Raw genomic sequence first — 26,497 nt, forward strand, 5'->3', positions numbered from 1 at the left:
AAGAAGCATTTCATGATAATTTTACTTACGTAAAGAGGTGAATCACGTGGCATCTATCGGTGTACCAGGTTTAATTCTGATCTTAGTCATCGCTCTGGTAATATTCGGTCCTTCGAAACTCCCGGAAATCGGAAAAGCTTTCGGAACGACGTTGAAGGAATTCAAGCAGGCCACTGGCGATATCATGTCTGACGATTCGAAGAAATCATCGGATAAAGAAAACAAACAAGAATAAGTGTAGATGTAAGGTAGCCCCTTACATCTACTTTTTTGTGCAGGTTACAGGGAGGGTAGACATTGGCAGATCAGGACATGAATTATATAGATCATTTAAGTGAATTGCGAAAGAGAATCATCCTGACGCTGGTGACGTTCATATTATTTTTCGTTGTAGGGTTTCTCTATCATCGACCGATACAGACGTTCTTTTTGGATGATGTAGCCTTTGAACTTCATATGACGAGCCCGGGAGAGATTATATGGATTGTTTTCACGATTGCTGCCATCATAGCAATTGCGGCGACCCTTCCTATGCTTTCCTTTCAATTATGGCTGTTCATCAAGCCTGCATTGACGAAGAAAGAGAAACGTGTGTCTCTCATGTATATTCCGTTCATTTTCCTCCTGTTCCTCGGAGGGCTCGTGTTCGGATATTTCATATTCATTAAGTTCATCATGCCGTTTCTATTGAATTTGAATGATGGAATGTTCACCGAAATATACACGGTCGAAAGGTATTTCAAGTTCCTGTTCCGTGTTACGGTTCCGTTTGCCGTGTTCTTTGAGATTCCGCTTCTCTTGATGTTCCTTACGAGTCTGGGAATTGTGAACCCTCAATTTCTCGTAAAGGTAAGGAAGTATGCGTATCTGATCCTCGTCATTATCGGAACGATTTTATCCCCTCCGGACTTCATACTTCAATTGGTGGTAGCGATTCCGCTGATTCTACTGTATGAGATCAGTATCATCCTTTCACGGATTGTATTCCGGAAACGTATGAAACAACAGAGGGAAGGAATGGAAGAAGAATGAGCGCCGACTGAGGAGTCGGTGCTTTTTTTTGTAAGAATAGAAGAAGCATGATAAAACTGTAGTAGGATGACGAAAAAGGAGTGCTACGATGAAGCGATCATTTTACCACTATATGATGAGATATAGAGGCGACTTGCGCCAGGGAGAGGAGAAGGAACTCGCAGATTGGATGTTCCGGGAACATAGCTTCCCGAAACAAGCTACAACTTATGATGAGATCAGTGACTATCTGGAATTTCATAGTCCTTTCCCCGGGTCTCTTGCCACTTTTGATACATTGTACGAGCATTACCTGGAAGAGGAAGGATAGGGGGAGGAAAATGAAGATCATTCATACGGCCGATTGGCATTTGGGCAAAATCATTCACAAGCATCATTTCACGAAGGACCAGGAACAGATCGTCAGTCAGTTTCTGGATATATGTATGGAAGAGAAACCGGACGCTGTCGTTATAGCGGGGGATCTTTACGATCGTTCGATTCCACCGAAGGAAGCGGTCCATGTATTGAATGACGCATTCCTGAAGCTTAGTCGTGAAGGGATACCTGTGCTTGCCATAAGCGGCAATCATGACAGCAGTGAAAGGCTCGCTTTCGGATCAGAACTGTTTGAACTCGGTGGTATCCATTTACATACGTCTCTCGACAAGAACCGGGCTCCTGTCATTCTTCATGATGAAGAAGGTCCGGTCTATTTCCACTTGATTCCGTATATCGAACCTGCAGAAGCGAGCGCGGCGTTCGAAACAAAAATAAGTTCGCATCAGGAAGCCTATGAAGCTATTGTCCAGGATATAAAAGATAGGTTCGACATGGACGAGCGTCATGTACTGGTGGGTCATGCATTCATTCAGGGGGGCATGGAATCAGATTCTGAAGAACGTCTGACGATGCTCGGAGGAACTCCGTACATACAAGAAGAACTCCTCCGTGCCTTTTCCTATGTGGCTCTGGGTCATCTGCATCAACCCCAGCAAGTACATGTTCCCCATATCAGATACAGCGGCTCTCCGCTGAAGTATTCGTTTTCGGAAGTGAATCACCGGAAATCTGTAACGGTTGTAGAACTTAAGAAAGATGAGGTGCGCACGGAGAGTCGCTCATTGACACCTGAGAAAGACCTTGAAGTGGTGGAAGGGTATTTCCATGAACTGATGAAGGGAGAGGGCGCTCATCACAGGGAAAACTACCTGAACATCCGACTGCTAGATGAAGGGGAAATCCTTGACCCTGTAGGGCAGTTGCGGACCGTCTACCCTAATATTCTCCACTTGGAACGTAAAAGCATATCCGGCACTTTCTTAGAAGAAGAAGTCGCCAAAGTGAGAGAAAAGAGGAACAAATCCCCTCTTGAAGTCGTGGAGGATTATTACCACCTTGTGAAAGAGGAAGCGTTGAACGAAGAGAAGAAACGGATTATTCAAGAAGTTTTGGAAGAAGTCAGAACTTCTGAAAGGGAGCGGTGAACGATGGAGATCGTGGAATTATCGATGCAGGCTTTCGGTCCTTATCTGAAAAAACAGACCATCCCGTTCGAAACACTTCGGGAGTACCCTATATTCTTGATTACCGGAGCGACAGGAGCAGGAAAAACGTCCATATTTGATGCGATCTGCTTTGCTCTGTATGGAAAAGCAAGTGGGAGCGATCGTGATCAGGAAACGCTCCGAAGTCAGATGGCTACGCCGGAAGAGAAAACATATGTTTCTTTCCGCTTCCGCATCAACAACCATACGTACCAACTGCTGAGACAGCCGAAGCAGATCATCATGAAAGAGCGGGGGGAAGGGACGAAAGAGGAGCCGGCTAAAGCTGAGCTGTATGCGGACCCGGATAATGAGAATCAGCTGCTTGCTTCGAAAGTCCGGGAAGTCGATCAGATGATAGAAGAGATGCTTGGACTGAATTATGAACAGTTCCGCAAGATGATGATGATCCCTCAAGGGGAATTCAGAAAATTGATTTCTGAAAATAGCAGGGAAAGAGAGGAGGTACTGCGTAAAATCTTTGATACCTCCCTCTACCTGGAAGTGACGGAACAGTTGAAAAATCGGAAGTCCGCCATCGAAAAGGACATCCAGAGCTTCCGCTCCAGGGCCACGGAAGAACTCGACCGCATCCACCTCGAAAAAGAAACAGAATTGCCGGAGAATCCCCGCCAAGCCATGCCTTTTGTAGAACAGGATCTTAAAGAAAAAGAAACGCTCATCAATGAAGAGAAGAAAAAAAGGGAAAAAGTGAATGAAAAAGTTACTACCTTGCAAGAAAGAATCCGTTCTATCGAGAATCATAACTCGCTTGTCCAAGAATGGCAGGATTATCTTAAGAAACAGAAATCCTCTGAGCAATATAGAGGGGAAATCGAAAGAAAAAGAGTGGAGGTAAAACGAGCTGAGGAAGCGGAAAAATTGAAAGCTTATGAATCCCAGGTGGAAGAAGCCGAAAATCATTTGCAGGACCTCGGCAAACGTGTGAAGCGAACAGAAGAAACGTTCCACCGTAAAGCTCATGAGCGGACCACCAAACAAGAGGAACAAAAAAAAATCGAAGAACAGGAAGAAGAACGGCTCGGTTTAAAAAGAAGACTCGAAAGCCTTGAAGAAGCGATGGAACGCCTGTCAGAGATCAAAAAGAAAGAAGAAGAAAGGGAAGCCTGCAACAAAGAGTTAGAAAGACTGGATGTCTCCATCGAGCAAGCGGAGCGTTCCTCGGTATCGTCCAGAGAAACCATGGAAACGCATAAAAAACGGTTGAGCGAGCTGAAAAACATCGAAGAAACCTACTACGAGAAAAAAGAGGCATGGAATCGTTCCAAACAAGCGTTCCAGGTCTTGAAGCGATTGAACGAAACCACGAAAGAAAAAGAAGATATACAGAAGCGCTTGGAAGATACGCGCAAGCAATTGAATAAGGCGGAAGAGACCCTTGCCGGAAAGAAAGAACGGCAAAAGAAGGCAGTAGAGGCGAAAACGAGTGATCAGGCGTATCAACTATCCTTGACCCTTCACTCAGAAGCTCCCTGCCCTGTTTGCGGTTCTGTTCATCACCCTTCCCCCGCATCTCCTCCAAGAGAAGTCGTTGATGAAGAAGAAATAGAATCCATCGGTGATTCCATCGAAAAATCATCGGAGGAGAAAGAACGACTGTTGTCACGGGTATATCAATTACAGGCAGAAGAGAAGGCTAAATCTGAAACGATCGACTCGTTGATCAGGGAATTGGAAATAGAGGCCCCTTCGTCCGATAGGGAGACATGGACAAATCTTCTTAGCCGATATCAGGAAGAGATGAATCGATTAGAAAATGATATGAAAGAGCTTAGTCACCTGAAACACGAGAAAGCCTCCACAGAGAAAGAATACGAACGGTTACAGCAGGACCTGGAAAAGACCCAGGAAACCATTACCGTTGCGAAGGAAAAAAAGGGGAGGCTTTACCAGTCAGCGGCTACAGCAGATGCAGAGATCAAAGAGTTCTACCGAAACCTTCCTGTGCTCGAACCTATGGAAGAACCATCTGCGACTGATCTGGAAAACCTATACTCGGATATAAAAACGACATTCGAAGCGATGACGAAGCGAAAGAAAGAGATGGAAGATACGCTGGCCGCACTATCAGAAGAGATTAGTACGATTCAGGGGACGTGGAATCAACTAGTGGAGACACAAAAAGAGACGGAAGAACGTTGGAAAGAGAAGAAACAAGGGTTTGAACAAACGTTTGAACAGCTTTCTTTCACCGATAAGCAGGAGTATGAAGACAGCAAACGTACGCAGCAGTACGTGGAAAGTATAAGACAGGAGATCGATTCTTATTTCCAGAATGAAGCGATCATCAAAGACAGAATCGCTCGCTTGGAAAACCAATTGGGAGATGATACCTCGATCCTGCCAACCGAAGAAGTGAAGAAGGAGAAAGAAGCATTTGAAGAGGAAATGGAAGGATTGCGGGAAATCATCGTGCAAAAGGAATACGAATATAAACAGAACCTCGATTCTGTCGATAAGTTGAACCGACTGCTTGAAAAACAGGATACCAGTGAACAGTTGTTTTATGATATCGGAGATCTATCCAGTACGACGAGCGGAGATAACTCTTTGAGGCTTTCTCTCGAGAGGTATGTATTGGCTTCGTATCTTGATGAAATTCTACTTCAGGCGAACCATCGTCTGCAGACGATGACCGATCATCGCTATCAGCTCAAGAGAAGTGAAGGAATCGCCAAACGCGGAGCTCAAAGCGGTCTTGATCTCGAAGTGATGGACCAATATACAGCACAGGAACGTTCCGTGAGAACCCTTTCCGGTGGTGAAGGATTCAAAGCCGCCCTTTCCCTCGCCTTAGGGATGGCGGATGTCGTTCAGTCGTATGCCGGCGGGATCCAATTAAATACATTGTTCATAGATGAAGGATTCGGGACACTCGATGATATTTCCCTGCAACAGGCGATTGAATGTCTAAAAAACCTCCAGGACGGGAATCGTTTATTGGGTATCATTTCACACGTCTCGCAACTGAAAGAAGAGATACCTGTACAAATGCAGGTTCAGACCGATGGCAGCGAGTCTGCTATCACCATCAGACATTTAGGAAATTGAATTCTCAATTCAAGAGGGAGGAAACGCATATGGCAACACCTTTTTCCATGACATGGGTTTTGATCACAGAAGGGAAAGAAAAGAGGCTCGATCCGAACGATAACCTGTTTGAGGTCGTCTTTGACGGCTATCAGTTATTTCCCATGAATGAACATCTGGAAGTGAGGCGACATGAAAAATCGGACCAGATCGGAACGGCGGACATTGAACAGCTGACGCTGAAAGACGGAACGACGATCTGCCATTACCGACTCATTTCTCTCTATTCCGTCAACTAGATTGTCATTTATTGCGGTTACCCGGGAAATAATTAGAAGTATTAGGAGGGCTTAAGTTGATCGATTTGGGAAATGACTGGAACGCGTACTTGCAACCGGAATATGAAAAAGACTACTACCAGAACCTGAGGTCTTTCCTGAAACAGGAATATAGAGATAAAGAAATTTTTCCTCCGATGGACGATATTTTTAATGCCCTTCGTACGACCGCTTATGAGGATACGAAGGTGGTCATTATTGGTCAGGACCCATATCACGGTCCTGGTCAGGCACATGGTTACAGTTTTTCCGTGCGACCCGGTGTCCCTATCCCTCCATCTTTAAGAAATATATTCAAAGAATTACAGGAGGATATAGGCGTCTCCCCTCCTTCTCATGGTCATCTCATCTCCTGGGCGAAGCAAGGGGTCCTATTGATGAACAATGTGCTTACTGTACGGAGGGGGGAAGCACATTCCCACCAGGGGAAAGGATGGGAGCATTTTACTGATAAAGTACTCGAATGCCTGAACGAAAGAGAGGTGCCTGTGGTGTTCCTCTTATGGGGGAAGGCTGCAAGAAAGAAAGCGGAAGCGGTGGACAGAAAGAAACATTACGTGATTGAGAGTTCTCACCCCAGTCCTTTCGCGGCTCATCGTGGTTTTTTCGGTAGCCGGCCGTTCAGCAGAACGAATGAAATCCTTGAAGAAATGGGACAGACACCCATCGACTGGAGACTCGACTGAAGCCTATACGATTTGGCATAGGCGGGCATACGCTGAATACAGAGAGGAGAGGTGTCAGCCTATGTTCCCTTATCGTAATGAGAGAGTGATTTCCCCTTTTTCTCCCGGACCTCCCGGAAGAAGTAAGTTGGACCATATCCGTTTGCTGCACGAATGGATGCCGAAAATACAGAAGACCGCTTCATATCTGCAGCACTACACGCCTTTGGTCCAGCAATACCTGCCTTTCATGAAACAGTTACCTATGCTTATCCAAATGGCTAAACTGATGAATGAACCCGACGAGGAGAAAGAAGATCCTCAGAAGATCGAAGGTATAGTAGAAGCGGGAGAAGAGAAAAAGGAGAAATCTGCATCCCCCCGGAAACGGAGTGGAGAATCGAAGCCGAAATTATTCATTTAAGCGGGAAAATTGATATTTTTGCCCTTTTTCGAAACAATGGATGAACCAGTACTTAAACTTGGAGGGGTAAGATTGACACAGCATCTAAAGACAGCAACGTTTGCAGGAGGGTGTTTCTGGTGCATGGTCGAACCATTTGATGAACGGCCAGGCATCCATGGCATCATTTCAGGATATACAGGAGGGCATACGAAGAACCCCACGTATATGGAAGTCATCACGGAGGAGACCGGTCACAGGGAGGCGGTCCAGATTACGTATGACCCCGAAATTTTCCCTTACCATCGTCTTTTATCCATTTTTTGGCAGCAAATAGATCCGACCGATGATAGAGGACAGTTCGCTGATCGTGGGTATTCGTATACGACAGCGATCTACTACCATGATGAAGAACAGAAACAGCTGGCAGAAGAGAGTCGGAAGGAACTGGAAGCTTCCGGGAAGTTCAAAGCACCTATCGTGACTCAGATTCTGCCTGCTGAGCCTTTTTATGAAGCGGAAAGAGAACATCAGGATTACTACAAGAAAAACCGCTTTCATTACAAAATATACAAAAAAGGATCAGGGAGGGCGAAATTTATCAAAGATCACTGGAAATATGACAAAGATAAAGAAGATTTGAAGAAACGCCTGACAGATATTCAGTACAAAGTTACGCAGGAAAATGCAACAGAAAGACCGTTTCAGAATGAATATGATGATCACACGGAAGAAGGGATCTATGTGGACATCGTATCGAAAGAGCCGTTGTTTTCTTCTACGGATAAATACGATGCCGGGTGCGGTTGGCCGAGCTTTACGAAACCGATTGAAAAGCAGCAGGTGGCTGAGGAAGTCGACCAGTCCCATGGTATGATCCGTACGGAGGTACGCAGTTCCCGTGCAGATTCTCATCTAGGTCACGTATTCGAAGATGGACCTAAAGATGAAGGTGGATTGCGTTACTGCATCAACTCGGCAGCACTTGAGTTTGTTCCGAAAGAAGAAATGAAAGAGCGTGGATACGAAGACTTTCTGTATTTATTCGACTGACTGTCGCCACAAGAGAAAAGAGGTTCTCTTTTCTCTTCTACATAGACAGGTTGTTCACTGCTCCTTGTTCGGTGTAGAATAGAACGGTAGGAGGGATAGCATGATTCACAAGACGTGGTATGAAAATGAAACTATCAAACAAATCAAATGTGTACACAATAACGCAGAGAAGTTCGTCGTCGATGACGTACTGACACCCGGAAAAATCTATGATGTGAAAAATGAAAGTGAAGAGTTTTATTTCATCGTCGATGATTCCGGTCGGATGGGTGGATTTTACAAGAACTATTTCGAAGAGCAGAAGTAGAAAGAATCATATATTCACGTGTGAAAACCGGATGATTCGGGAATACTTGTACTATTCACACACAAAGTGAGGTTTTGTAGATGGATCGAGTGATAGTCGTCAGGCATGCAGAAGCGGAAGGACAGCACCGGGATTCACCTTTGAGCCATAGAGGTCTTGAGAACACAAGAAGGCTTGTGGACGTGCTTAATGAACACCGTTGTTGTGAGGTCATTTTCTCCAGCCCGTTTTTACGTGCGGTCGAAACGATTAAACCATTTGCAGAACATCACGAGCTTCCGATTCATACAGATGAACGCTTGAAAGAAAGAATTTTGAGCGAGACTCCATTGAATGATTGGGAAGCTATTTTAGAAGACAGTTTCGAAGACAGGGAGATGAAAGTCGGAGACGGGGAATCGTCCCGGGAGGCGAAAGAAAGAGTCAGTTCTTTCCTGGATGAGCTTGAGCCTTATTCGTATCCTCTGATCGTGACTCACGGGAATCTTCTCGCTTTTATTCTGGAATACTTCGGGAAGTCTGTTTCCTTTCAGGAATGGAAGAACTTTTCTTATCCGGACGTCTTCTTGCTCGAAAAAGAAAACGGAACGTGGAATTTTAATAGAATTTGGGAGAATTAATTGCAGGCTATGCTCATTATCGGTATGATGAAACATAGTGCTTCTTTCTAATTTAAGATAGAGGGAAGGTTTATCTTATAAAAAGGAGGAATGAGAACGATGGCATTTGTCATTACATCTCCGTGTAAAACGGAAAAATCAGGTGAATGTGTAGAAGTATGTCCTGTTGATTGTATAGAAGAAGGGAAAGATATGTTCTATATCGACCCGGCTATTTGTATCGACTGTGGAGCTTGCGAAGCAGTTTGTCCGGTAGAGGCTATCTATATTGAAGATGAAGTACCTGAAGAAGAAACACCATACATCGAGATGAACCGTAAGTTCTTTGAAGAATAAATAGCATAGTAAAAGCTGCCTTTCTATAGGCAGCTTTTTTCTTCATCATCCGATAATTTTGAAGCCATTGAAGCGCGCAGGTCCATCCAGGTCTATCATATCCACATGCTGGACACGAGCGGCCGGTGAAGGCCCCTCTTTGATTTTAGCTATGAAGGAATTCATATTATCTTCCTCGCCATTTGCTATGATTTCAACCGTACCATCCTGTTTGTTCTGGACCTGTCCTTCAATATGGTAAGTATCTGCTAGTTGCTTGGCGGTCATCCGGAAACCGACTCCCTGGACCCGGCCGTGTACAATCATCTGTTTGATCATTAGCTCACTCCTTTCTCTCGTGTTTGTCTTTACCTGCTAAGGAGTCAGTTTAAACCTGGAGGGATCTTTTATGAAGAATATCGATATTCGAGATGTAGGATCGTTCAAATATGGTCATTATACGAATGAAGAAGGTGGTACAGGTACGACAGTAATCATCCATGAACACGGAGCTGTAGGAGGAGTGAGTGTACAAGGGAAGGCGCCGGGGACGAGGGAAACGGATGTTCTTCGTTCGGAGAACACGGTCCAGGAAATCCATGCCGTCACTCTGAGTGGAGGAAGTGCTTTCGGATTAGATGCAGCCGGGGGAGTAATGAGATACTTGGAAGAGAGGAATATTGGATTCGAGGTCATGGATCATCGTGTGCCCGTAGTGCCTGCTGCAATACTGTTCGATTTCTTTCCTGAGAAACCTGCTATTTATCCGGATCTAAGCTATGGCTATGAAGCAGCGAAGGAAGCATTTGCCGAATCTCCCTTTTCATCCGGCAATTATGGGGCCGGAACAGGGGCGAGTATAGGGAAAATAAGTGGTTTCCCCTATGCTATGAAAGGAGGGATCGGTGTATATGCTGTAGAATCGGACGGGGTGAAAGTGGGGGCGTGTATTGCAGTGAACGCTTTCGGTGATATAATAGACCCGAATACAAATCGGATCATCGCCGGTGCTTATGAGAAGGGCACGGGCTTTCTGGATACGGAAAGAATTTTGAGAAATTCCCCGGCTCTGGAGCAAACGCCGGAGGGAAATACGACGATCGGTTGTATTACCACGAATGCACGCTTACATAAATCAGAAGCCAATCAGTTAGCTGCTTCCGCCCATGACGGTCTTGCCAGAAGCATCCGTCCGGTCCATACGCCGATGGATGGGGACGCTCTTTTTGTAATGAGTGAAGGGGAAGTGGAAGCCCCCCTCGTTTCCCTTACGTCGCTTGCAGTCTATGCTATTGAACAGGCGGTGACAGATGCGGTCAAACATGCCCATACGGCCTACGGACTGACCGCTTATCACGATATCGAATGATTGGCAATAAAGGAGAACATATATGACGATGGTACAATCTACTTCTTACACAATGAAGCAACTCTACGCGTTTCTTAAGCAGGAAGGTCTGCATCAGCAGGCGGAGAAAGTATTGGATCTGTACGAAAAGGAAATCACAGGTACGTTCGCTGTCGGGTTCGCGGGACACTTTTCCGCCGGAAAATCTACGCTGATCAATTTTTTGGCCGGTACAGACGTTCTCCCTTCAAGTCCGATTCCGACGAGTGCGAATATCGTCCGTCTGAAAAAAGGAGACGAAAAGGCGATCGCCTATAATGATGAAAAGCAGCCGATTGCCGTAGAAGAATCCCGAGATATCGAGCGGCTGAAAGAGATGTGCAAAGACAACCGTCAAATCTCTTCTCTTTCTATATATAAGTCTGACGCTACCTTCCCTGAAGATGTGGAGTTCATTGACACCCCCGGCGTCGATTCCACAGACGATATGGACCGGACGATTACGGAAGGGTCGCTGCACGTCATCGATCATCTCTACTATGTGGTCGATTACAACCATGTCCAATCAGAAGTCAACAGCAGTTTCCTTCAGGAAATGGAAACGAAACAGCTCCCCTTCACCCTGGTCATCAATCAGATGGACAAGCACAGGGAAGAGGAAGTGCCGTTTGAGGAATTTTGCGCTTCGGTTCTTGAATGGCTCGATAGCTATGGGTTGGAGCCGGACGGGATTTTCTATACGACGATGCATCCCTCATTCTCGGCTTCCTGGGAAGGGAATGAACAGCTCCGTAACCACCTGCGACGCAAAATGGAAACCCGTGTACGACAGGATCATCTGGCATCTTTGTTTGATGAATTCAGCGAAGCTTTCCGGATGAAATATGACATCGAGGCCTATGAAGAGCAGCTGAAAACCTATGAGGGTTCTCCAGTGGAAGAAGCGGAAAATAAGATTCAGAGCGTACAGCATACGTACGAAGAGAAGAAGATACGTCTGGAGGATTTATACAAAAGACGAGTGAGAGGTTTTCTTAAGAATGCGTACATTACTCCTGCCGTCTTGAGAGATGATGCAGCGTCTTACCTCGAAGCGATGCAGCCGAACTTCAAGAAAGGTTTTCTTTTCACCAGGGAAAAAACGAAAGAAGAACGGGAATTCAGGACGAAGACTTTCCGTGATCACCTGCAACAAACGCTTGAAAAGAATCTGGAGTGGCCGCTCCGGGACAGGCTGCGAGAGCTCACAGAAGAGAGTTCCCTTACGAGTGAAGAATTGGAAGAAGAAATCCGTCATTTTCACCTGGATGTCGAAGAACAGGTGTTGGAAGATGCGATTGCCCGGGGAGCGGGTGTGACCGGAGAGTATGTGCTGCGGTATATGGAGGATTTAAGTAAGCGGATTCTACAGTTGTATCAGCAGGAGACCGAGCGGATTTACAGGAAGATGAAGCTGCAGCTGGAAGAACAGGAGACGAGAGAGCATTCACTTGTCGAAGAAGGTACGCAGGAAGATGTGAAGCAGAAACAGGAGATAGAAGCTGAACTTCAGCAGCAAATAGAGAAATGGAAAGAAAAAGAGAAGCAGCTACGTGATGTTTACAATGACACGGGTATATCATATGACGAGGAAGTTATTGAACAGGGCCTATCTCGACGGGAAACGATCGACGAGTCTGCGACGCTTGATATAGAGACGGATCAGCGTATGGAGAAGGCGGAGAGTGTGGAAATCCGGGAGTCTGAAGATTATAACCTGGACCATACACGGACCAGAGCCGATCGACTGTTGCCGCTGATAAAAGATTATGAGTTTCTGAACACGTTCTATGAATCCATCACAGAGAAGAAAGAGCGATTGGACAATCAGCAGTTCACTGTCGCCCTTTTCGGAGCATTCAGTGCCGGGAAATCCTCTTTCATCAACGCGCTGTTAGGGGATGATTACTTGCCCACATCTCCGAACCCGACGACGGCTTCCATCAACCGTGTCATGCCTCCTGATGCGAGTCATCCGCATGAGACCGCTACGGTTACGTTTTATTCCGAAGAAGAGATGCTTGCTGCGTTTTCTTTTCTGGAAGCCTCTTCCCTCGAAGATGTAATGGATAAGGACGCTTCGCAACTCGAAACCAGAAAAAAGACGATGCTTGAAGCGTTCCAGTCCGGTTATTCTTCTATGGGAAACCTCCTGGACAGCCAGCAGCAGGTATCACGGGAAGAATTTGCGGATTACGTCAGTGTAGAATCGTATTCCATCTTTGTGAAAATGATCGATTTTTATGTAGACTCTTCCTATACGAGACAGGGCATCACTTTTGTAGATACGCCGGGAGCGGATTCCGTCAATGATCGGCATACCGACGTATCCTTCAATTATATTAAAGAAGCGGATGCGATTCTTTTTCTGACATACTACAATCATCCCTTCACAAAAGCCGACGCCCGCTTCCTGCGGCAGCTCGGTCGAGTGAAAGATTCATTCGCTGTCGATAAAATGTTTTTCATCATCAATGCCAGCGACCTGGCACAAAGCGAGGAAGATCTCCAATCCGTACGTACGTATATCCGATCTCAGTTGACGTATTATGGGGTAAGGCGCCCACGACTGCATACCGTTTCAAGCCTTCTGGCGAGAAAAGGACGAAGGGAGGAGAGTGACCTTCCCCCGTTCGAAAAAGAATTTGAAACCTTCATACATGAAGAGTTGCAGTCGATGGTTTATCAGTCCATCGAACAGGACATGAAAGAATCCCTCACATTCACCGAAGAGCTGATCGACTATGCGAAAGCGGATGAGACAGAAAAACAAGCACGGATGAAAAAGTGGCAGGAAGAAGAAAGGAAGATCTCTGAAGTTCTGCAAGCTGAGAAGACGAACGTGGATGCTACTGTCATTGTCCAGAAATTGAGGAAACAGTTCCATTACATGAAGGAGCGGCAACAATTGCAGCTGACGGACAACTTCAAAGAAGAAGTGAATCCTGGTACGATCAAGGGGAACAAGTTCGAAGTGAAAGAACAGCTGGATAGTGCCATCAAGCGTCTTATCCAGGGGTATGAGGATGAACTGACGAATGAATGTCAGGCATTGACCCTCCGTATGGAACACTTTGTGGCGGCTAGTGTAAAAGAAAGAAAGAACAAAGTGACCGAACAGGTGAAACAGATCACCGATTCCAAGCCGTTCGGTGCGGATGATCCTCGAACGGATTTAGAAACACCGTCGTTCCGCGTAACTTTTCCTGCTTATACTGAACTGACTGGTAACATCGGAAATTATACGAATACGAAGCAGTTGTTTGAAGCGAATAAAAAAGAGCAATTGAAAGAGGAGATTTCCGAGGAGCTACCCGCAATGTTCGATCAGGCACTTGGGTCTGTCGAGCAGACGTTCGAATCCTACTATAGCAATGGTTACGAACAGGAGATAGTAAAAGAGATGCAGACTCTACAAGAAAAACTCAGTCATTACTATGCGAATCTCAGAGAAAACAGTACGACGTCCCTCTCCACGCCACAGCTGGTGGAATTGAAAAAGCGAATGGAAGACATCATATAAAAAAACCCCCGGAAAGCCGGGGGTTTTAATTTACATATTATACATTTACTGTGATGTCCGCTTCTTCGCGAAGTTGTTTGATGTGGTCGTTGACGGCCTGGCTTTGTTTCTGAGAAGACAACTGCTGTTTGATCTGGTCTTTCATCTCTTCGAACTTACCGATATCTTCCTGCTGTTCAGCCATCTTATCATATTGTTCTTTCGCTTCTTCATCCGTTACTTCCGGTACGTCTACGTTGTTTTCAACGTACTTTTGGACTTTCGCACTCGTTTTCAACTCTTCTTTTACTTCCTCTTCGGTCATACCATTTTGTTCGAGGAATTTATCCCATTGGTCGTTTTCCGAGTATTGTTTCTTCATTTGATCGAATTGCTTGTTCACTTCTTCTTCTGTCACTTCAATATCTGATTCGTTTGCTTTCTGGATCACCAATTCCGTACCGATAAGCTGATCGATTGCTGTCTGGTTGATTTGTTCTTCCTGTTCGGAAGGGTCCATACCGAATTGTTCATATTGTTGTTTGACACTTTCTACATTGGATTCGAATTGCTGCTGGGAGATTTCTTCTCCGTTTACAACGGCAGCGGCTTCGCCTCCATTTCCACTTCCATCGGACTGTTCATTATTGTCGGAACCTCCGTTACTGCTGTCGTCTGATGAGCATGCAGCCAGAAGTGTCGCTGTCAGAAATAAAGCGATGACGATTACTTTTTTCATGAAAAAGCTCCTTTCGGTAAAGCGTTAATTGGAGTGTAGCATACAGGTATTTCCGTGTAAAACGTGCAGGAGGATTTACACATTTATGCCACACTCTTTTGACTTTATCGAAGAAAAGTAGTAAAATTAAAATAATTGTTTATTCTCTAGAATGAGAGGTGAAGCATGATGGCGTTCGGAAGACAGAACCAGGAAAAAGCCCCGGAAGAAGAAACATCCATATGGGAATGTACAGCAGAGGATTGCAACTGCTGGATGAGAGACAATTTCAAAGACAAAGAAGAACACACGTGTCCGATGTGCAACAGTGAAATGAAGAGATCGACGAAAGTTCTTCAAGTCGTCGAAAATAAAAGTTTATACTATAACCAATAAGAGACGCGGGATTCCGCGTTTTTTATTTTGCTATTTCCTGATATAATGGATAGGAATTTTGGAATGGAGGATGAATTATGCTACAAGTACAAAACGTCAGTTTGCGTTACGGAGATAGAAAACTATTCGATGATGTAAATATCAAGTTCACAGAAGGTCACTGCTACGGTCTCATCGGTGCGAACGGAGCAGGGAAATCGACGTTCCTTAAAATATTGAGTGGAGAGATCGAAGCACAGACCGGAGATGTAGCTCTTGGGAAAAACCAGCGGCTCGCTGTGTTGAAGCAGGACCATTTCGCCTATGATGAATACAATGTCCTTGATACCGTAATTATGGGATATGAACGCCTGTATGAAGTGATGGAAGAGAAAAATGCCATTTATGCCAAAGGCGACTTCACGGAAGAAGATGGCATGAGAGCAGCAGAACTCGAAGGAGAGTTTGCTGAAATGAACGGGTGGGAAGCTGAATCGGAAGCGGCTCGTCTATTGACAGGGCTCGGTGTGGACGATGCCGACCATGATAAGAAGATGAGTGAACTCGCTGCTAATGATAAGGTGAAAGTTCTTTTGGCACAGGCCCTTTTCGGCAACCCGGATGTATTGCTTTTGGATGAGCCTACCAACCATCTGGACATTCATGCGATACGCTGGCTTGAAGAATTCCTTATCGAATTTGAAAATACGGTCATCGTTGTTTCTCACGACCGTCACTTCCTGAACAACGTATGTACCCATATCGCTGATCTGGACTATCAGAAGATCCAGGTATATGTAGGGAACTATGATTTCTGGTATGAATCCAGTCAATTGGCAAGAAAGATGGCCGAAGAACAGAACAAGAAAAAAGAAGAGAAAGTGAAACAGCTGAAAGAATTCGTTGCACGTTTCAGCGCCAATGCTTCGAAATCCAAACAGGCGACATCCAGGAAGAAAATGCTCGATAAGATTACCCTCGATGATATCCAGCCTTCTTCAAGGAAGTATCCTTATATCTCGTTCCAGGCTGACCGTGAAATAGGAAACGATCTATTGACGGTGGAGAATCTGTCGAAAACGATCGGTGGAGAAAAAGTGCTCGACAATGTAAGCTTTACGCTTAATAAGGATGACAAAGTAGCTCTCGTCGGTTCTCATGAGTCTTCGAAAACCGTGTTGCTTGAAATCCTTGCAGGAGAAATGGAACCGGATGAGGGGACGTATAAATGGGGAGTAACCACTTCTCAAAGTTATTTCCCTAAAGATAATGCGCGTTTCTTTGAAGGAAATGAAAAAACGCTGGTGGAGTGGCTCCGTCAATATTCACCGGAAGACGAAACAGAAACCTTCCTGCGCAGTTTCCTTGGCCGGATGTTGTTCTCAGGGGAAGAAGCACTCAAGAGTCCGAACGTATTGTCCGGAGGAGAGAGAGTACGTTGTATGCTATCTAAAATGATGCTTTCCGGAGCCAATGTGCTTATTCTCGATCAACCGACCAACCACCTGGATCTCGAATCCATTACGTCGTTGAACAAAGGAGTGGCGAATTTCAAAGGTTCCGTAATCTTCGCTTCCCACGACCATGAATTCATTCAGACGGTGGCTAATAGAATCATAGAAATATCTCCAAACGGCATCGTGGATAAGGAAATGTCCTACGATGAATACCTGGACGATGCGAAAGCACAGGCGGAAGCCGCGAAAATCTAGTGGTTGTAACATCAGTGAAACATGAATGTTAGATTTGCAAACTCTTTGTTAGCTCCTTGTTCTTAAATTATCTGTTGTACCTGTTATTATGGGTATTGTGCAGATGAGATAACTCGCAAGGAGGAATTAGGAAATGAAAAAGCAAATCGTAACACTAGCAACTACAGCAGCACTTACAGGTGCATTCGCAACGACGGTAAGCGCTGAGGATTATAACGTAAATAAGGGAGATACACTTTGGAGCATCTCTCAGAAATATAATGTATCCGTAAGTCAATTGAAATCTATGAACGGGCTTAGCTCTAACATCATCTATCCAGGGCAGAATCTTTCTGTTGATGGACAAGCTTCTTCCGGAAGCACAGCAGTCAAAGCGGAATCCAATGTTTATACAGTCAAGTCCGGAGATACGCTTTATTCCATCGCTCAAAGTCATGGCGCAAGCGTTTCTCAGGTGAAAAGCTGGAACAACCTTTCCAGTAACTTGATCCATCCCGGAGATCAACTTGCTGTAGGAAGCGGCGCAGCAGTCAAAGCTTCTACTAGCAACTCCAGCAGTGCAAGCCAAAGCAGTAACACTACGCAGTCGACAGAAAGCAGCCAGGACGACGTTGTAAAACAGTTCACAGCTGAAGCGACAGCATATACAGCTTATTGCACAGGGTGCAGTGGCGTTACCGCAACAGGACAAGACTTGAGAGCGAACCCTAACCAAAAAGTGATCGCGGTAGATCCTAACGTGATTCCACTCGGTTCTAAAGTATGGGTTGAAGGATATGGTACAGCTATCGCCGGAGATACTGGTGGTGCCATCAACGGTAACCGCATCGATGTCTTCATGCCTAACAGAGGCGATGCACTAGACTTCGGTCGCCGTTCCGTAACTGTTAAAGTTCTAGATTAATAGAGCGTTTTATCAGAAAGCCTACCTCACAAGGTAGGCTTTTTATTTTATTTTGTGACATTTATTGATAAGCTAGTTATATATTTTCCCACAGAAAGGAGTTTGAAACATGAAAGCGATTGTACATGAAAATAAATCGGGCATCCCTGGACTTTCCTACAGAGAGATGGAGAAGCCTGAGATAAGCTCTGAAGAATGCCTTTTAAAGGTGAATGTAGGAGGATTGAACAGAAGGGATGTAGCAGTCATCGAAAACAAACATGACCCTGACAGCGGGCCTTTCATTCCGGGTTCAGACGCTTTCGGTGTGGTAGCAGAAGCAGGAGAAGGCGTTACGAGTGTCAGTGAAGGAGATGAAGTCGTTGTTTACCCAGGGCTTGGTTGGGATGAGAAAAGTGATGCTCCCCCTAAAGGATATGAAATCGTAGGTTTTCCGGATGATGGGACTTTTGCTGAGCATATTAAAATTCCAGCGAAGAACTTGGCGAAAAAACCCGGCCATCTAACATCGGAAGAAGCGGGTGTCCTTTCCTTGGCTGCATTGACGGCTTACCGCGTCTTATTCACACGGGCCAACATCCAAAAAGGGGATACTATTCTTTTGCCGGGAATAGGCAGTGGGGTACTTACGTTTGCCTTGAAGTTTGCGAAGGCTATCGGAGCAAGAGTCATTGTGACATCAAGGTCTGAGGATAAGCAGAAACAGGCGCTTGAACTGGGAGCAGACAAGGCCATTGATACTTACGAAGATTGGAATGCTGCTCTCGCTGAAGAGACTGTCGACGTTGTAGTGGAGAGCATCGGAAAGCAGACATTCCAGAAATCCATTGACATAGTGAGAAGAGGCGGTACAATCGTCACTTTCGGAGCTACGACGGAGGATATCATTGAACTTGATATTCGCAGTTTCTTTTATGGGCAATACAACCTTCTCGGTTCAACGATGGGCAGTATGGAAGAATGGAAAGAAATGCTGCAATTCGTGGAAGAAAAAGATATCCGTCCTGTCATGGATAAGATCTTTGATGCAACAGACTGCCAAGAAGCGTTTGCTTACATCAAAGAATCCAAGAACCTGGGGAAATTAGGACTGAAATTTAATTAATCTTCATACTTAGTAGTAACTCCGATACCCAAAAATAATAAAAACCAATATGTGAACAGATGTTCTTATTTGTTTCTTTCCCCTCTTCGCTATTGTAAAATATAGAGAGGAGGGGAGTTTTATGAGCCACAAAAATAATCCGAAAAAGTTTGCACTGAATATGAGTGCAGCTCAATTCACGAAATTTTATATCATGCATTTATTGCAGGTAAGCCAACCTATGATCAGTGAACATTTCAAAAAAGAATTCAAAACATTGACGAAAAATTGGATTCCAGCTCCTTCAACATTGCTTGATACACTACATGAAATGACAAAAGAAGGTCTGTTGCATAGAAAAGAAGATTACAAATCATATGAAAAGAAAAGACAAAAAGTGTACTGGTACTATTTGACTGACTCCGGAAGAGAAGAATTTGAAGTGTTGAAGAAAAGATATAAAATTTTATTTGAAGAACAGCAGCAAATATTAAACAAAATTATGAGAGATATCTATAAGTAAGGAGTAGGAGATCAACAGTGAAATTAAGCGTTCTTGATCAGGCACCGATTTCTATAGGAGAGCACGCTGAAACCTCACTGAGGTGTTCAGTAGAGTTGGCTATGCATACAGAATCCCTCGGTTTCCATAGATACTGGATGGCTGAACATCATAATACGAATGGGCTCGCCAGTTCTGCACCTGAAATAGCTATAAGTCAGATATTGCATCATACTGAGACTTTAAGAGTAGGCTCTGGGGGTGTCCTTCTTCCACAATACAGCCCATTAAAGGTGGCCGAAACGTTCAGAATGCTCGAGGCATTTTACCCCGCGCGAGTCGATCTCGGATTAGGGAGGTCTCCGGGTGGTGGGCAGAAGACGAGGGCTGCATTAACCGATGGTCTCAACAAGCCACTGAGTTCTTTTTCCAGACAAGTGAAGGAGCTCCAGCAATTTTTACACGATGAATTACCCAAAGGGCATGATTATTTCGGGGTAAAAGCGAAACCTGCGACACAAAGAAACCCTGAAGTATGGGTGCTTGGCCTTTCGGAACGGGGAGCAAAGCATGCAGCGCTGAACGGAACCGGGTTCACGTATGGATATTTTATAAGCCCCTCTAAAGCGAGAGAAGCAATAGATACGTACAGAGAACGTTTCACGCCCAAATTCGATATGAAACACCCTAGAGTGACGATGTGTATTTTTGCAGTATGTGCAGACACTGAGGAAGAAGCTGAATTTCTTGCCAAAAGCCAGGATCACTGGTTGCTACAAGTAGAACAAGGGTTGGATACCCGGGTGTATCCGCCTGAAGAAATTGACCTCAGTGATGTAACAGATGAACAGAGAATAAAAATAGAAACCAATCGCAAAAGATGCCTGATAGGGACTCCTTCGCAGGTAGCTGAACAACTGAAGGACTTGTCTGAGGAATATCAGGTTGATGAGTTTTTACTTATCACTAACATTTTTGACTTCGAAAAGAAAAAGATGTCTTACAAAAAAATTAAACAGGCTGTAGATGCTTTACAGTAAGCATCAGCAAGCAAGAAAGGAATTAATATGAAAAACATAGGTACCATCCAAAAAGGAACGATAAATAGCAACAACATGGTTAATATCGGAGGGCAGACAATTCCGATTGAAACGTCAGAGAGCACTTTTAAAGAAAACGAAGAAGTACAAGTGTTTCTTTATTTGAACAAAGAAGGAAATCTCGTGGCAAGTGAAACACTTCCAGAAGCGACCGTCGATTCATTCGGGTGGGCGGAAGTAGTAAGTATCCTGCCTCATTTGGGAGCTTTTGTGAACATAGGAGTCGAAGGTAAAGACATTCTTGTCTCAAAAGATGAACTTCCTGCGTTCAAATCCGTTTGGCCGAAAGAAGGAGACCATTTGTTCGTTTCTTTGGAAAGAGATAAAAAAGGAAGGCTTGAAGCGAAACCTATTACGGAAGAAGAAGTTATGGAGGATTTAGAGAAAGCTCCAGAAGAGTTACTGAATAAAGAAGCTGCCGTACGGGTTTATAAAGCGACAAAAGCTGGGACAGCAGTACTCACGGAAGAAGGGTACCGTGGATTCATTCACCCTGATGAACGAAAAGAAGAACCACGCTTAGGAGAAGATCTGACTGCACGTGTCATTGCTGTCAAAGAAGATGGAACATTGAATCTATCTTTGCGACCGGTAAAAAAATGGAGTCAGAAAGAAGATGCAGAACTCATTTATGAATATCTGGAAGATAACGATGGTGTTATGTATTTCACGGACAAAAGTGATGCTACGGAAATCCGGGACACATTCAACATCAGTAAATCAGCATTCAAACGAGCGCTAGGTAAATTGATGAAAGAAGATAAAGTTATACAGGAACAAGATCGGACCGTCATTAAGCACACATAAATTCAGCAGCAGTGATTTCTATATTACTGCTGTATTTTATATCTAAAGATTAAGAAGAGAAGAGTGTAAGCAACAAAAAAGCACCTTGTATGTTTTAATAAATTTCTTAGTTTACATAATATATATTATAGGAAGTTATACTGAAATGTGTTCACTCATCTCAAAATGCAAGTTTACTCTTGATAGTGAGACAAAGATTAATTAATGATGGTTTTGTTTTTGATTTCGGAGTTACTACTATGTATGAAGTTAAATAAACAACTCCCTGATACATTTGTAACGGGAGTTGTTTTTTATTTGGATATTGAAATTGTTTTTCTATACAGTTCTAAAATCTGTTCGGATGGTTTATCCCACCCGTATTTCTCAGCTTCGTTTCTCGCGTTTTCACTTAAAGACTGAAGCAAGTCTGGATCTTCCAGTTTCTGTACGGCATCAATCATGCTTTCGGTGTTTTCATTTTCGAATAACAATCCTGTCTCACCATCGACGACTTGTTCCTGGGTCGGTCCACTATGTGCGGCAATTACAGGTAGTCCTGAAGCCATCGCTTCTAGTATGACTAGACCGAGCGTTTCCGTTATCGAAGGAAAAATCATCGCATCTCCTGTAGCAAAGGCTTCTGCGAGTTCTTCCCCATGTAGATTCCCGGTAAATATCGTTTTGGTTCCCTCGAACTGCTTCTCGAGTTGTTCACGGATTGGTCCATCTCCGATTATAGCTAGAGATATATCATCTCTTTGTTCTAACAACGGTTTGATTTTATGGATTTCCTTTTCAGGAGCAAGACGTCCGACGAATACGAGCAGCTTATCATCGACATTCCCATTGGATAAACGACTTCTCATCTGCTCAGACTTCCGTTCAGGATGAAAATGATCGATAGCTACACCACGTTTCCATACTTCGAGGTTATGGAACCTCTTCTGCTGTAATTCTTTGAGTATGGCATGTGAAGTGCATACGTTCACGTGTGCATAACTGTGAAGCTTTTTGAAATACCACCAGAAAAGAGGTTTGAACGGATACAGGTTATAAAAATCCAGGTATTTCGGTACGTGCGTATGATAAGAAGCAAGCAAAGGCAAACCGAGTTTATTGGCATAATAAACGCCTGAAACGCCGACGAGCGCAGGGTTTACTACGTGTACAATATCCGGGCTATGTTTTTTCAGAAGCGCTTCAACCTTTTTGGAAGGAAGAGAAAAATACTTCGAAGAATACACCGGAAGTTTCGTCGGTTTTATCCCTTCCACTATAGCCCCGTCAAACTCTTTCACTCCGAGATCCGGAGCAATAACTACTACTTCATGGCCTTGTTTGTGTATATACGTAATAGCCTCCTTCAGACGGGTTACAACCCCGTCTGTAGAAGGCAAAAATGTTTCTGTTACTATAACAATTTTCAAGTGAAATACCCCGCTTTACTTCCAGGAAATAGACGGAAGCACGTTGTCCTTGATGATACGTCCCTTATGGTCGACAACTGTACGGAGAATATCACGAATGACATCATCCGTCAGCAAGTGAGGTTCAAGGCCAAGGTCACGAAGTTTCGTATTCACTGCATTGTAATAGTGCTCTTCTTTTTCCACACGAGGGTTTTCCAAATGATCGATGGAAATATCGATTCCCTCTTCTTTTGCTACCTTTTGAACTTTATCAGCCAGCTCTTTGACGGAGAACCACTCTGTAAACTGGTTGAATACGCGGAATTCACCCTGGTCGGCAGGGTTCTCAGCAGCGATTTCAACGCAGCGAACGGTATCTTCAATGTTCAAGAACGCTCTCGTCTGCTTACCTGAACCGTACACAGTAAGGTCATGATCGATAGCAGCCTGAGTGATGAAACGGTTCAGCGCTGTTCCATAGACGCCGTCATAATCAACGCGGTTGTTCAGGACAGGGTCTTTCTTCGTTTCTTCGGTATGTAAGCCATACACGACGCCCTGGTTCAGATCAGTTGCACGGATGCCCCAAATTTTACATGCGAATTGAATGTTGTGGCTATCGTGAACTTTAGACAAGTGATAGAAAGAACCAGGCTGTTTAGGATAAGGAAGTAGATCCTTACGACCTTTATGTTCTATTTCAATATAACCTTCTTCAATATCAATGTTCGGTGTTCCGTACTCACCCATCGTGCCCAGTTTGATCAGATGACACTCAGGCGCAAGTTCTTTGATCGCGTAAAGGACATTCAAGTTCCCGATGACATTGTTTGATTGCGTGTAAACGGCATGGTCACGGTCAATCATGGAATAAGGAGCTGAACGTTGCTCAGCGAAGTGAACGAAAGCGTCAGGTTCGAACTGCTTGAAAACCTGAGTCAGGAAGTCGTAGTGATTCAAGTCCCCTACAAACGTTTTTATTTCTTTACCCGTCAACTCTTTCCACTTCTCCACTCTCTCTTCAAGAGAAGCGATCGGTGTTACTGAGTTCGAATGCAACTCATCATCGATTTTTCGTCGTACCAGGTTGTCGAGGATAGCTACGTCATGGCCTTGCTTAGATAGATATAAAGCGGTTGGCCAACCACAGAAGCCATCGCCTCCGGCAACAATAATTTTCATAATTCTTTCCCTCCTAAATCAACATACATTCATAGAATAACATTATCGTGACATAAAGCGCCATTATTTCGAGAAAAGACATTTATTCCCACGTAGGTTTTTCATACTCTACTTTACGTCGCGCACCTACTACTTCCCCATTTTGTTCGGTATCAACCACAAAAGTTCCATTACTATATCTATCTTTCGTGCGATACTGGAAAGGCTCTACCTGCAGCATGTCCCTCTCAGTAAATATATCTACCACCGATTTTTTAGGAAGAATAAGCAAGCGGACCAGCTGGTGCGGGTTTTTCTTAAGTTCTCTGAAAACGATGATGCCCCGATTCGCCCTGGATCCTTTCTCGAATTCGTTCAGATCCATCCGTTTGACAGCTCCTCGTTGCGAAACGACAAAGACGATGTTCGCTTCCTCCGGATCGAATACCTGGCCGGAAACGACGGCTTCTCCGTCTTTCAAATGAATTCCTTTAACCCCAGCAGCTCTGGGACCGACAGGATTCACTTCGTTTTCTTCAAACCTTAAACAGTAGCCCTTGTCGGAGGCTATCATGATATCTTTTCCACCGCCGGATCGTTGGACGGAAACGACTTCATCATCTTTTTTGGTGTTGATCGCCACTAATGGTTTGGAGTGACGTTGAGCCTGATATTCTTTCAACATGGTTCGCTTAACCATCCCGTTTTTCGTGACAAAAACAAGATAGTCCTCTGTATCAAAGTGACGGACAGGGACTGCTTCGATGATTTTCTCTCCCACTTCAATAGGTACGAGGTTCGCTACGTGCTGTCCAAGATCTTTCCACCGGATATCAGGCAATTTGTGAACTGGAATATACAGATATTTCCCGAGGTTGGTAAACAACAGCAACGTATCTGTAGTATTTATTTCTATCAGCCTCTGCAAATGATCTCCCTCTTTCAGTGGGAGGTCCTCTTCCTGGGAAGCAGTATAGGAACGGAGACTTGTTCTCTTCACATAACCGTCTTTTGTAACAGAAGCTAGCACATCTTCACTTGCCACGGTCACTTCCAGGTCGACTTTCAGCTCTTCCACCTTCTCTTCGATCACGGTCCGTCTTTCATCTTTATATTCTTTCTTTATTTTGCGTAGATCACTCTTGATTTCTTTCAAGAGCTTGTTTTCATCTGCGAGAATCTCTTCTAATGTTTTGATGGTCTGCTGAAGTTCTTCAGCCTCTTGTTCGAGAGAAGTGATATCAGTATTCGTCAATCTATAAAGCTGCAAGGTTACAATCGCCTCAGCTTGAGCCTCCGAAAAGGAATAGGCATTCTTCAGTTTTTCTTTTGCATCGCTCTTATCTTTGGAGGCACGGATCGTACTGATCACTTCATCAAGGATAGAAATCGCTTTGATGAGGCCTTCTACAATATGAGCTCTGTTTTTCGCTTTCTCCAAATCGTAATTCGCCTGATTCGTGACTACCTCTTTCTGATGAGTAATGTAAGAATCAAGGATCATAGGAAGAGACATCAGCTTGGGCGAACGATCAGAAATCGCTACCATATTAAAACTGTAAGATACCTGAAGGTCTGTATGCTTATATAAATAGTTCAGGATGCCTTCACTGTTCGCTTCTTTCTTCAATTCGATGACGATCCTTAGTCCGGTACGATCCGTCTCATCACGAACTTCTGCAATTCCTTCGACTTTCTTATCTATCCGCAACTCATCCATACGCTTAACCATCGTCGCTTTATTGACATCGTAAGGCACTTCATCGATCACAATTTGTTCTTTACCGCCCTTGATCCGTTCAATTTCGGCTTTACCACGGACAATGATTTTCCCTTTTCCGTTCTCATACGCTTCCTTAAGGCCTTCTTTTCCCTGGATGATTCCACCTGTCGGAAAGTCAGGTCCGGGGAGCTTCGTCATCAGCTTATCCACAGAAGCCTCAGGGGAATCTATCCGCATAATAACAGCATCGATAACTTCCTCCAGGCGATGAGGTGGAATTTCGGTAGCATAACCGGCAGATATACCGGTGGAGCCATTCACTAATAAATTGGGGAACTTAGCTGGCAGGACCGTAGGCTCTTCAATGGTATCGTCGAAGTTCGGGATATGCTCGACCGTATTCTTCTGAATATCCCTGAGCAATTCCGTGGAGATCCCTGCGAGCCTCGCTTCCGTATAACGCATTGCGGCCGGTGGGTCTCCGTCGATACTTCCATTGTTGCCGTGCATTTCAACGAGGGGATATCTGACTTTCCAACTCTGACTGAGTCGGACCATCGCTTCATAAACCGAGGAGTCTCCGTGAGGGTGATAGTTCCCGATGACGGTACCGACCGTCTTCGCCGACTTTCTGTATGGTTTATCCGCTGTATTCTTTTCCTGCTGCATAGCATAAAGAATTCTTCGCTGAACAGGCTTCAGCCCGTCCCTGGCATCAGGGAGCGCGCGTTCCTGAATAATGTATTTACTATATCGTCCAAATCTGTCTCCTAATACTTCTTCAAGTGGTAGATCTAAAAGCCTTTCCGTTTCAGCCATAA

Annotated in this window: 26 protein-coding genes; 21 read left to right on the forward strand and 5 right to left on the reverse strand. The window is 44.5% G+C overall.

What is annotated here, in order from left to right:
- Positions 1-46: 46 nt before the first annotated feature.
- From BLQ44_RS01825 to BLQ44_RS01880, 12 genes are all read left to right on the forward strand, one after another.
- Entirely contained in the window at positions 47-235 is a 189-nt protein-coding gene (locus BLQ44_RS01825) for a twin-arginine translocase TatA/TatE family subunit (RefSeq protein ID WP_093191346.1), read from the forward strand.
- Positions 236-297: 62 nt separating this feature from the next.
- Positions 298-1,032, forward strand: coding sequence for a twin-arginine translocase subunit TatC (gene tatC / locus BLQ44_RS01830; protein ID WP_093191349.1), 735 nt, complete (start codon positions 298-300; stop codon positions 1,030-1,032).
- Positions 1,033-1,120: 88 nt separating this feature from the next.
- Positions 1,121-1,342, forward strand: coding sequence for a YozE family protein (locus tag BLQ44_RS01835; protein ID WP_093191352.1), 222 nt, complete (start codon positions 1,121-1,123; stop codon positions 1,340-1,342).
- 10 nt (positions 1,343-1,352) lie between these two features.
- The gene (locus tag BLQ44_RS01840; protein WP_093191354.1) at positions 1,353-2,498 is read left to right on the forward strand and encodes an exonuclease SbcCD subunit D; all 1,146 of its coding nucleotides are present in this window, start codon (positions 1,353-1,355) and stop codon (positions 2,496-2,498) included.
- Positions 2,499-2,501: 3 nt separating this feature from the next.
- The gene (locus BLQ44_RS01845) at positions 2,502-5,630 is read left to right on the forward strand and encodes an AAA family ATPase (RefSeq protein ID WP_093191357.1); all 3,129 of its coding nucleotides are present in this window, start codon (positions 2,502-2,504) and stop codon (positions 5,628-5,630) included.
- A gap of 29 nt (positions 5,631-5,659) precedes the next feature.
- On the forward strand, positions 5,660-5,908 hold the full coding sequence (locus BLQ44_RS01850) for a DUF2584 family protein (RefSeq protein WP_093191360.1): 249 nt from the start codon (positions 5,660-5,662) through the stop codon (positions 5,906-5,908).
- A gap of 56 nt (positions 5,909-5,964) precedes the next feature.
- Positions 5,965-6,633 (forward strand): uracil-DNA glycosylase, encoded by a 669-nt coding sequence (locus BLQ44_RS01855; protein ID WP_093191363.1) that lies wholly within the window; start codon positions 5,965-5,967, stop codon positions 6,631-6,633.
- A gap of 61 nt (positions 6,634-6,694) precedes the next feature.
- A complete protein-coding gene (vrrA, locus tag BLQ44_RS01860; RefSeq protein ID WP_093191365.1) occupies positions 6,695-7,036 on the forward strand; it encodes a VrrA/YqfQ family protein in 342 nt (113 codons plus the stop codon).
- Positions 7,037-7,072: 36 nt separating this feature from the next.
- The gene (gene msrB, locus BLQ44_RS01865) at positions 7,073-8,068 is read left to right on the forward strand and encodes a peptide-methionine (R)-S-oxide reductase MsrB (protein WP_407690361.1); all 996 of its coding nucleotides are present in this window, start codon (positions 7,073-7,075) and stop codon (positions 8,066-8,068) included.
- Positions 8,069-8,168: 100 nt separating this feature from the next.
- Positions 8,169-8,375: a DUF6501 family protein gene (locus tag BLQ44_RS01870; RefSeq protein WP_093191370.1), complete on the forward strand. Its 207-nt coding sequence runs from the start codon at positions 8,169-8,171 to the stop codon at positions 8,373-8,375.
- Between the two features lie 80 nt (positions 8,376-8,455).
- Positions 8,456-8,995 (forward strand): histidine phosphatase family protein, encoded by a 540-nt coding sequence (locus tag BLQ44_RS01875; RefSeq protein WP_093191373.1) that lies wholly within the window; start codon positions 8,456-8,458, stop codon positions 8,993-8,995.
- Between the two features lie 99 nt (positions 8,996-9,094).
- On the forward strand, positions 9,095-9,331 hold the full coding sequence (locus tag BLQ44_RS01880; RefSeq protein ID WP_093191375.1) for an indolepyruvate ferredoxin oxidoreductase subunit alpha: 237 nt from the start codon (positions 9,095-9,097) through the stop codon (positions 9,329-9,331).
- Between the two features lie 45 nt (positions 9,332-9,376).
- Here BLQ44_RS01880 and BLQ44_RS01885 read toward each other — a convergent pair whose 3' ends face one another.
- On the reverse strand, positions 9,377-9,649 hold the full coding sequence (locus tag BLQ44_RS01885) for an acylphosphatase (protein WP_093191378.1): 273 nt from the start codon (positions 9,647-9,649) through the stop codon (positions 9,377-9,379).
- Positions 9,650-9,719: 70 nt separating this feature from the next.
- Here BLQ44_RS01885 and BLQ44_RS01890 point away from each other — a divergent pair, with 70 nt between their 5' ends.
- Together BLQ44_RS01890 and BLQ44_RS01895 are read left to right on the forward strand one after the other, a co-directional pair.
- Positions 9,720-10,679, forward strand: a complete 960-nt coding sequence (locus BLQ44_RS01890; protein ID WP_093191380.1) for a P1 family peptidase — start codon at positions 9,720-9,722, stop codon at positions 10,677-10,679.
- A 22-nt stretch (positions 10,680-10,701) separates the two neighbouring features.
- A complete protein-coding gene (locus tag BLQ44_RS01895; protein WP_093191383.1) occupies positions 10,702-14,220 on the forward strand; it encodes a dynamin family protein in 3,519 nt (1,172 codons plus the stop codon).
- A gap of 37 nt (positions 14,221-14,257) precedes the next feature.
- Here BLQ44_RS01895 and BLQ44_RS01900 read toward each other — a convergent pair whose 3' ends face one another.
- Positions 14,258-14,938 carry a SurA N-terminal domain-containing protein gene (locus BLQ44_RS01900; protein WP_093191386.1) on the reverse strand — a complete coding sequence of 227 codons (681 nt, stop codon included), beginning with the start codon at positions 14,936-14,938 and terminating at the stop codon, positions 14,258-14,260.
- Positions 14,939-15,103: 165 nt separating this feature from the next.
- Here BLQ44_RS01900 and BLQ44_RS01905 point away from each other — a divergent pair, with 165 nt between their 5' ends.
- The 7 genes from BLQ44_RS01905 (at position 15,104) to BLQ44_RS01935 (ending at position 21,401) form a co-directional block, all read left to right on the forward strand.
- Positions 15,104-15,313, forward strand: coding sequence for a cold-shock protein (locus tag BLQ44_RS01905; RefSeq protein ID WP_407690356.1), 210 nt, complete (start codon positions 15,104-15,106; stop codon positions 15,311-15,313).
- Positions 15,314-15,390: 77 nt separating this feature from the next.
- A complete protein-coding gene (locus tag BLQ44_RS01910) occupies positions 15,391-17,004 on the forward strand; it encodes an ABC-F family ATP-binding cassette domain-containing protein (protein WP_093191391.1) in 1,614 nt (537 codons plus the stop codon).
- 133 nt (positions 17,005-17,137) lie between these two features.
- Positions 17,138-17,908, forward strand: a complete 771-nt coding sequence (locus BLQ44_RS01915; protein ID WP_093191394.1) for a LysM peptidoglycan-binding domain-containing protein — start codon at positions 17,138-17,140, stop codon at positions 17,906-17,908.
- A 109-nt stretch (positions 17,909-18,017) separates the two neighbouring features.
- Positions 18,018-19,013 (forward strand): zinc-binding dehydrogenase, encoded by a 996-nt coding sequence (locus BLQ44_RS01920; protein WP_093191396.1) that lies wholly within the window; start codon positions 18,018-18,020, stop codon positions 19,011-19,013.
- Between the two features lie 121 nt (positions 19,014-19,134).
- Positions 19,135-19,515 (forward strand): helix-turn-helix transcriptional regulator, encoded by a 381-nt coding sequence (locus BLQ44_RS01925; RefSeq protein ID WP_093191399.1) that lies wholly within the window; start codon positions 19,135-19,137, stop codon positions 19,513-19,515.
- 17 nt (positions 19,516-19,532) lie between these two features.
- Positions 19,533-20,534 (forward strand): LLM class flavin-dependent oxidoreductase, encoded by a 1,002-nt coding sequence (locus tag BLQ44_RS01930; protein ID WP_093191401.1) that lies wholly within the window; start codon positions 19,533-19,535, stop codon positions 20,532-20,534.
- A 27-nt stretch (positions 20,535-20,561) separates the two neighbouring features.
- The gene (locus BLQ44_RS01935) at positions 20,562-21,401 is read left to right on the forward strand and encodes a CvfB family protein (RefSeq protein ID WP_176757392.1); all 840 of its coding nucleotides are present in this window, start codon (positions 20,562-20,564) and stop codon (positions 21,399-21,401) included.
- A 293-nt stretch (positions 21,402-21,694) separates the two neighbouring features.
- Here the strand turns inward: BLQ44_RS01935 and BLQ44_RS01940 are convergent, their stop codons facing one another.
- The 3 genes from BLQ44_RS01940 to parC all read right to left on the reverse strand — a co-directional run bounded on the left by BLQ44_RS01940 (position 21,695) and on the right by parC (position 26,495).
- Complete coding sequence (locus tag BLQ44_RS01940; protein ID WP_093191407.1) at positions 21,695-22,810, reverse strand: glycosyltransferase family 4 protein; 1,116 nt, start codon at positions 22,808-22,810, stop codon at positions 21,695-21,697.
- A gap of 15 nt (positions 22,811-22,825) precedes the next feature.
- On the reverse strand, positions 22,826-23,974 hold the full coding sequence (locus tag BLQ44_RS01945; RefSeq protein WP_093191410.1) for an NAD-dependent epimerase/dehydratase family protein: 1,149 nt from the start codon (positions 23,972-23,974) through the stop codon (positions 22,826-22,828).
- Between the two features lie 82 nt (positions 23,975-24,056).
- Positions 24,057-26,495 (reverse strand): DNA topoisomerase IV subunit A, encoded by a 2,439-nt coding sequence (gene parC / locus BLQ44_RS01950; protein ID WP_093191412.1) that lies wholly within the window; start codon positions 26,493-26,495, stop codon positions 24,057-24,059.
- Positions 26,496-26,497 lie beyond the last annotated feature (2 nt).

The sequence above is a fragment of the Salimicrobium halophilum genome, from assembly GCF_900100295.1.
GTDB lineage: Bacteria > Bacillota > Bacilli > Bacillales > Halobacillaceae > Salimicrobium > Salimicrobium halophilum.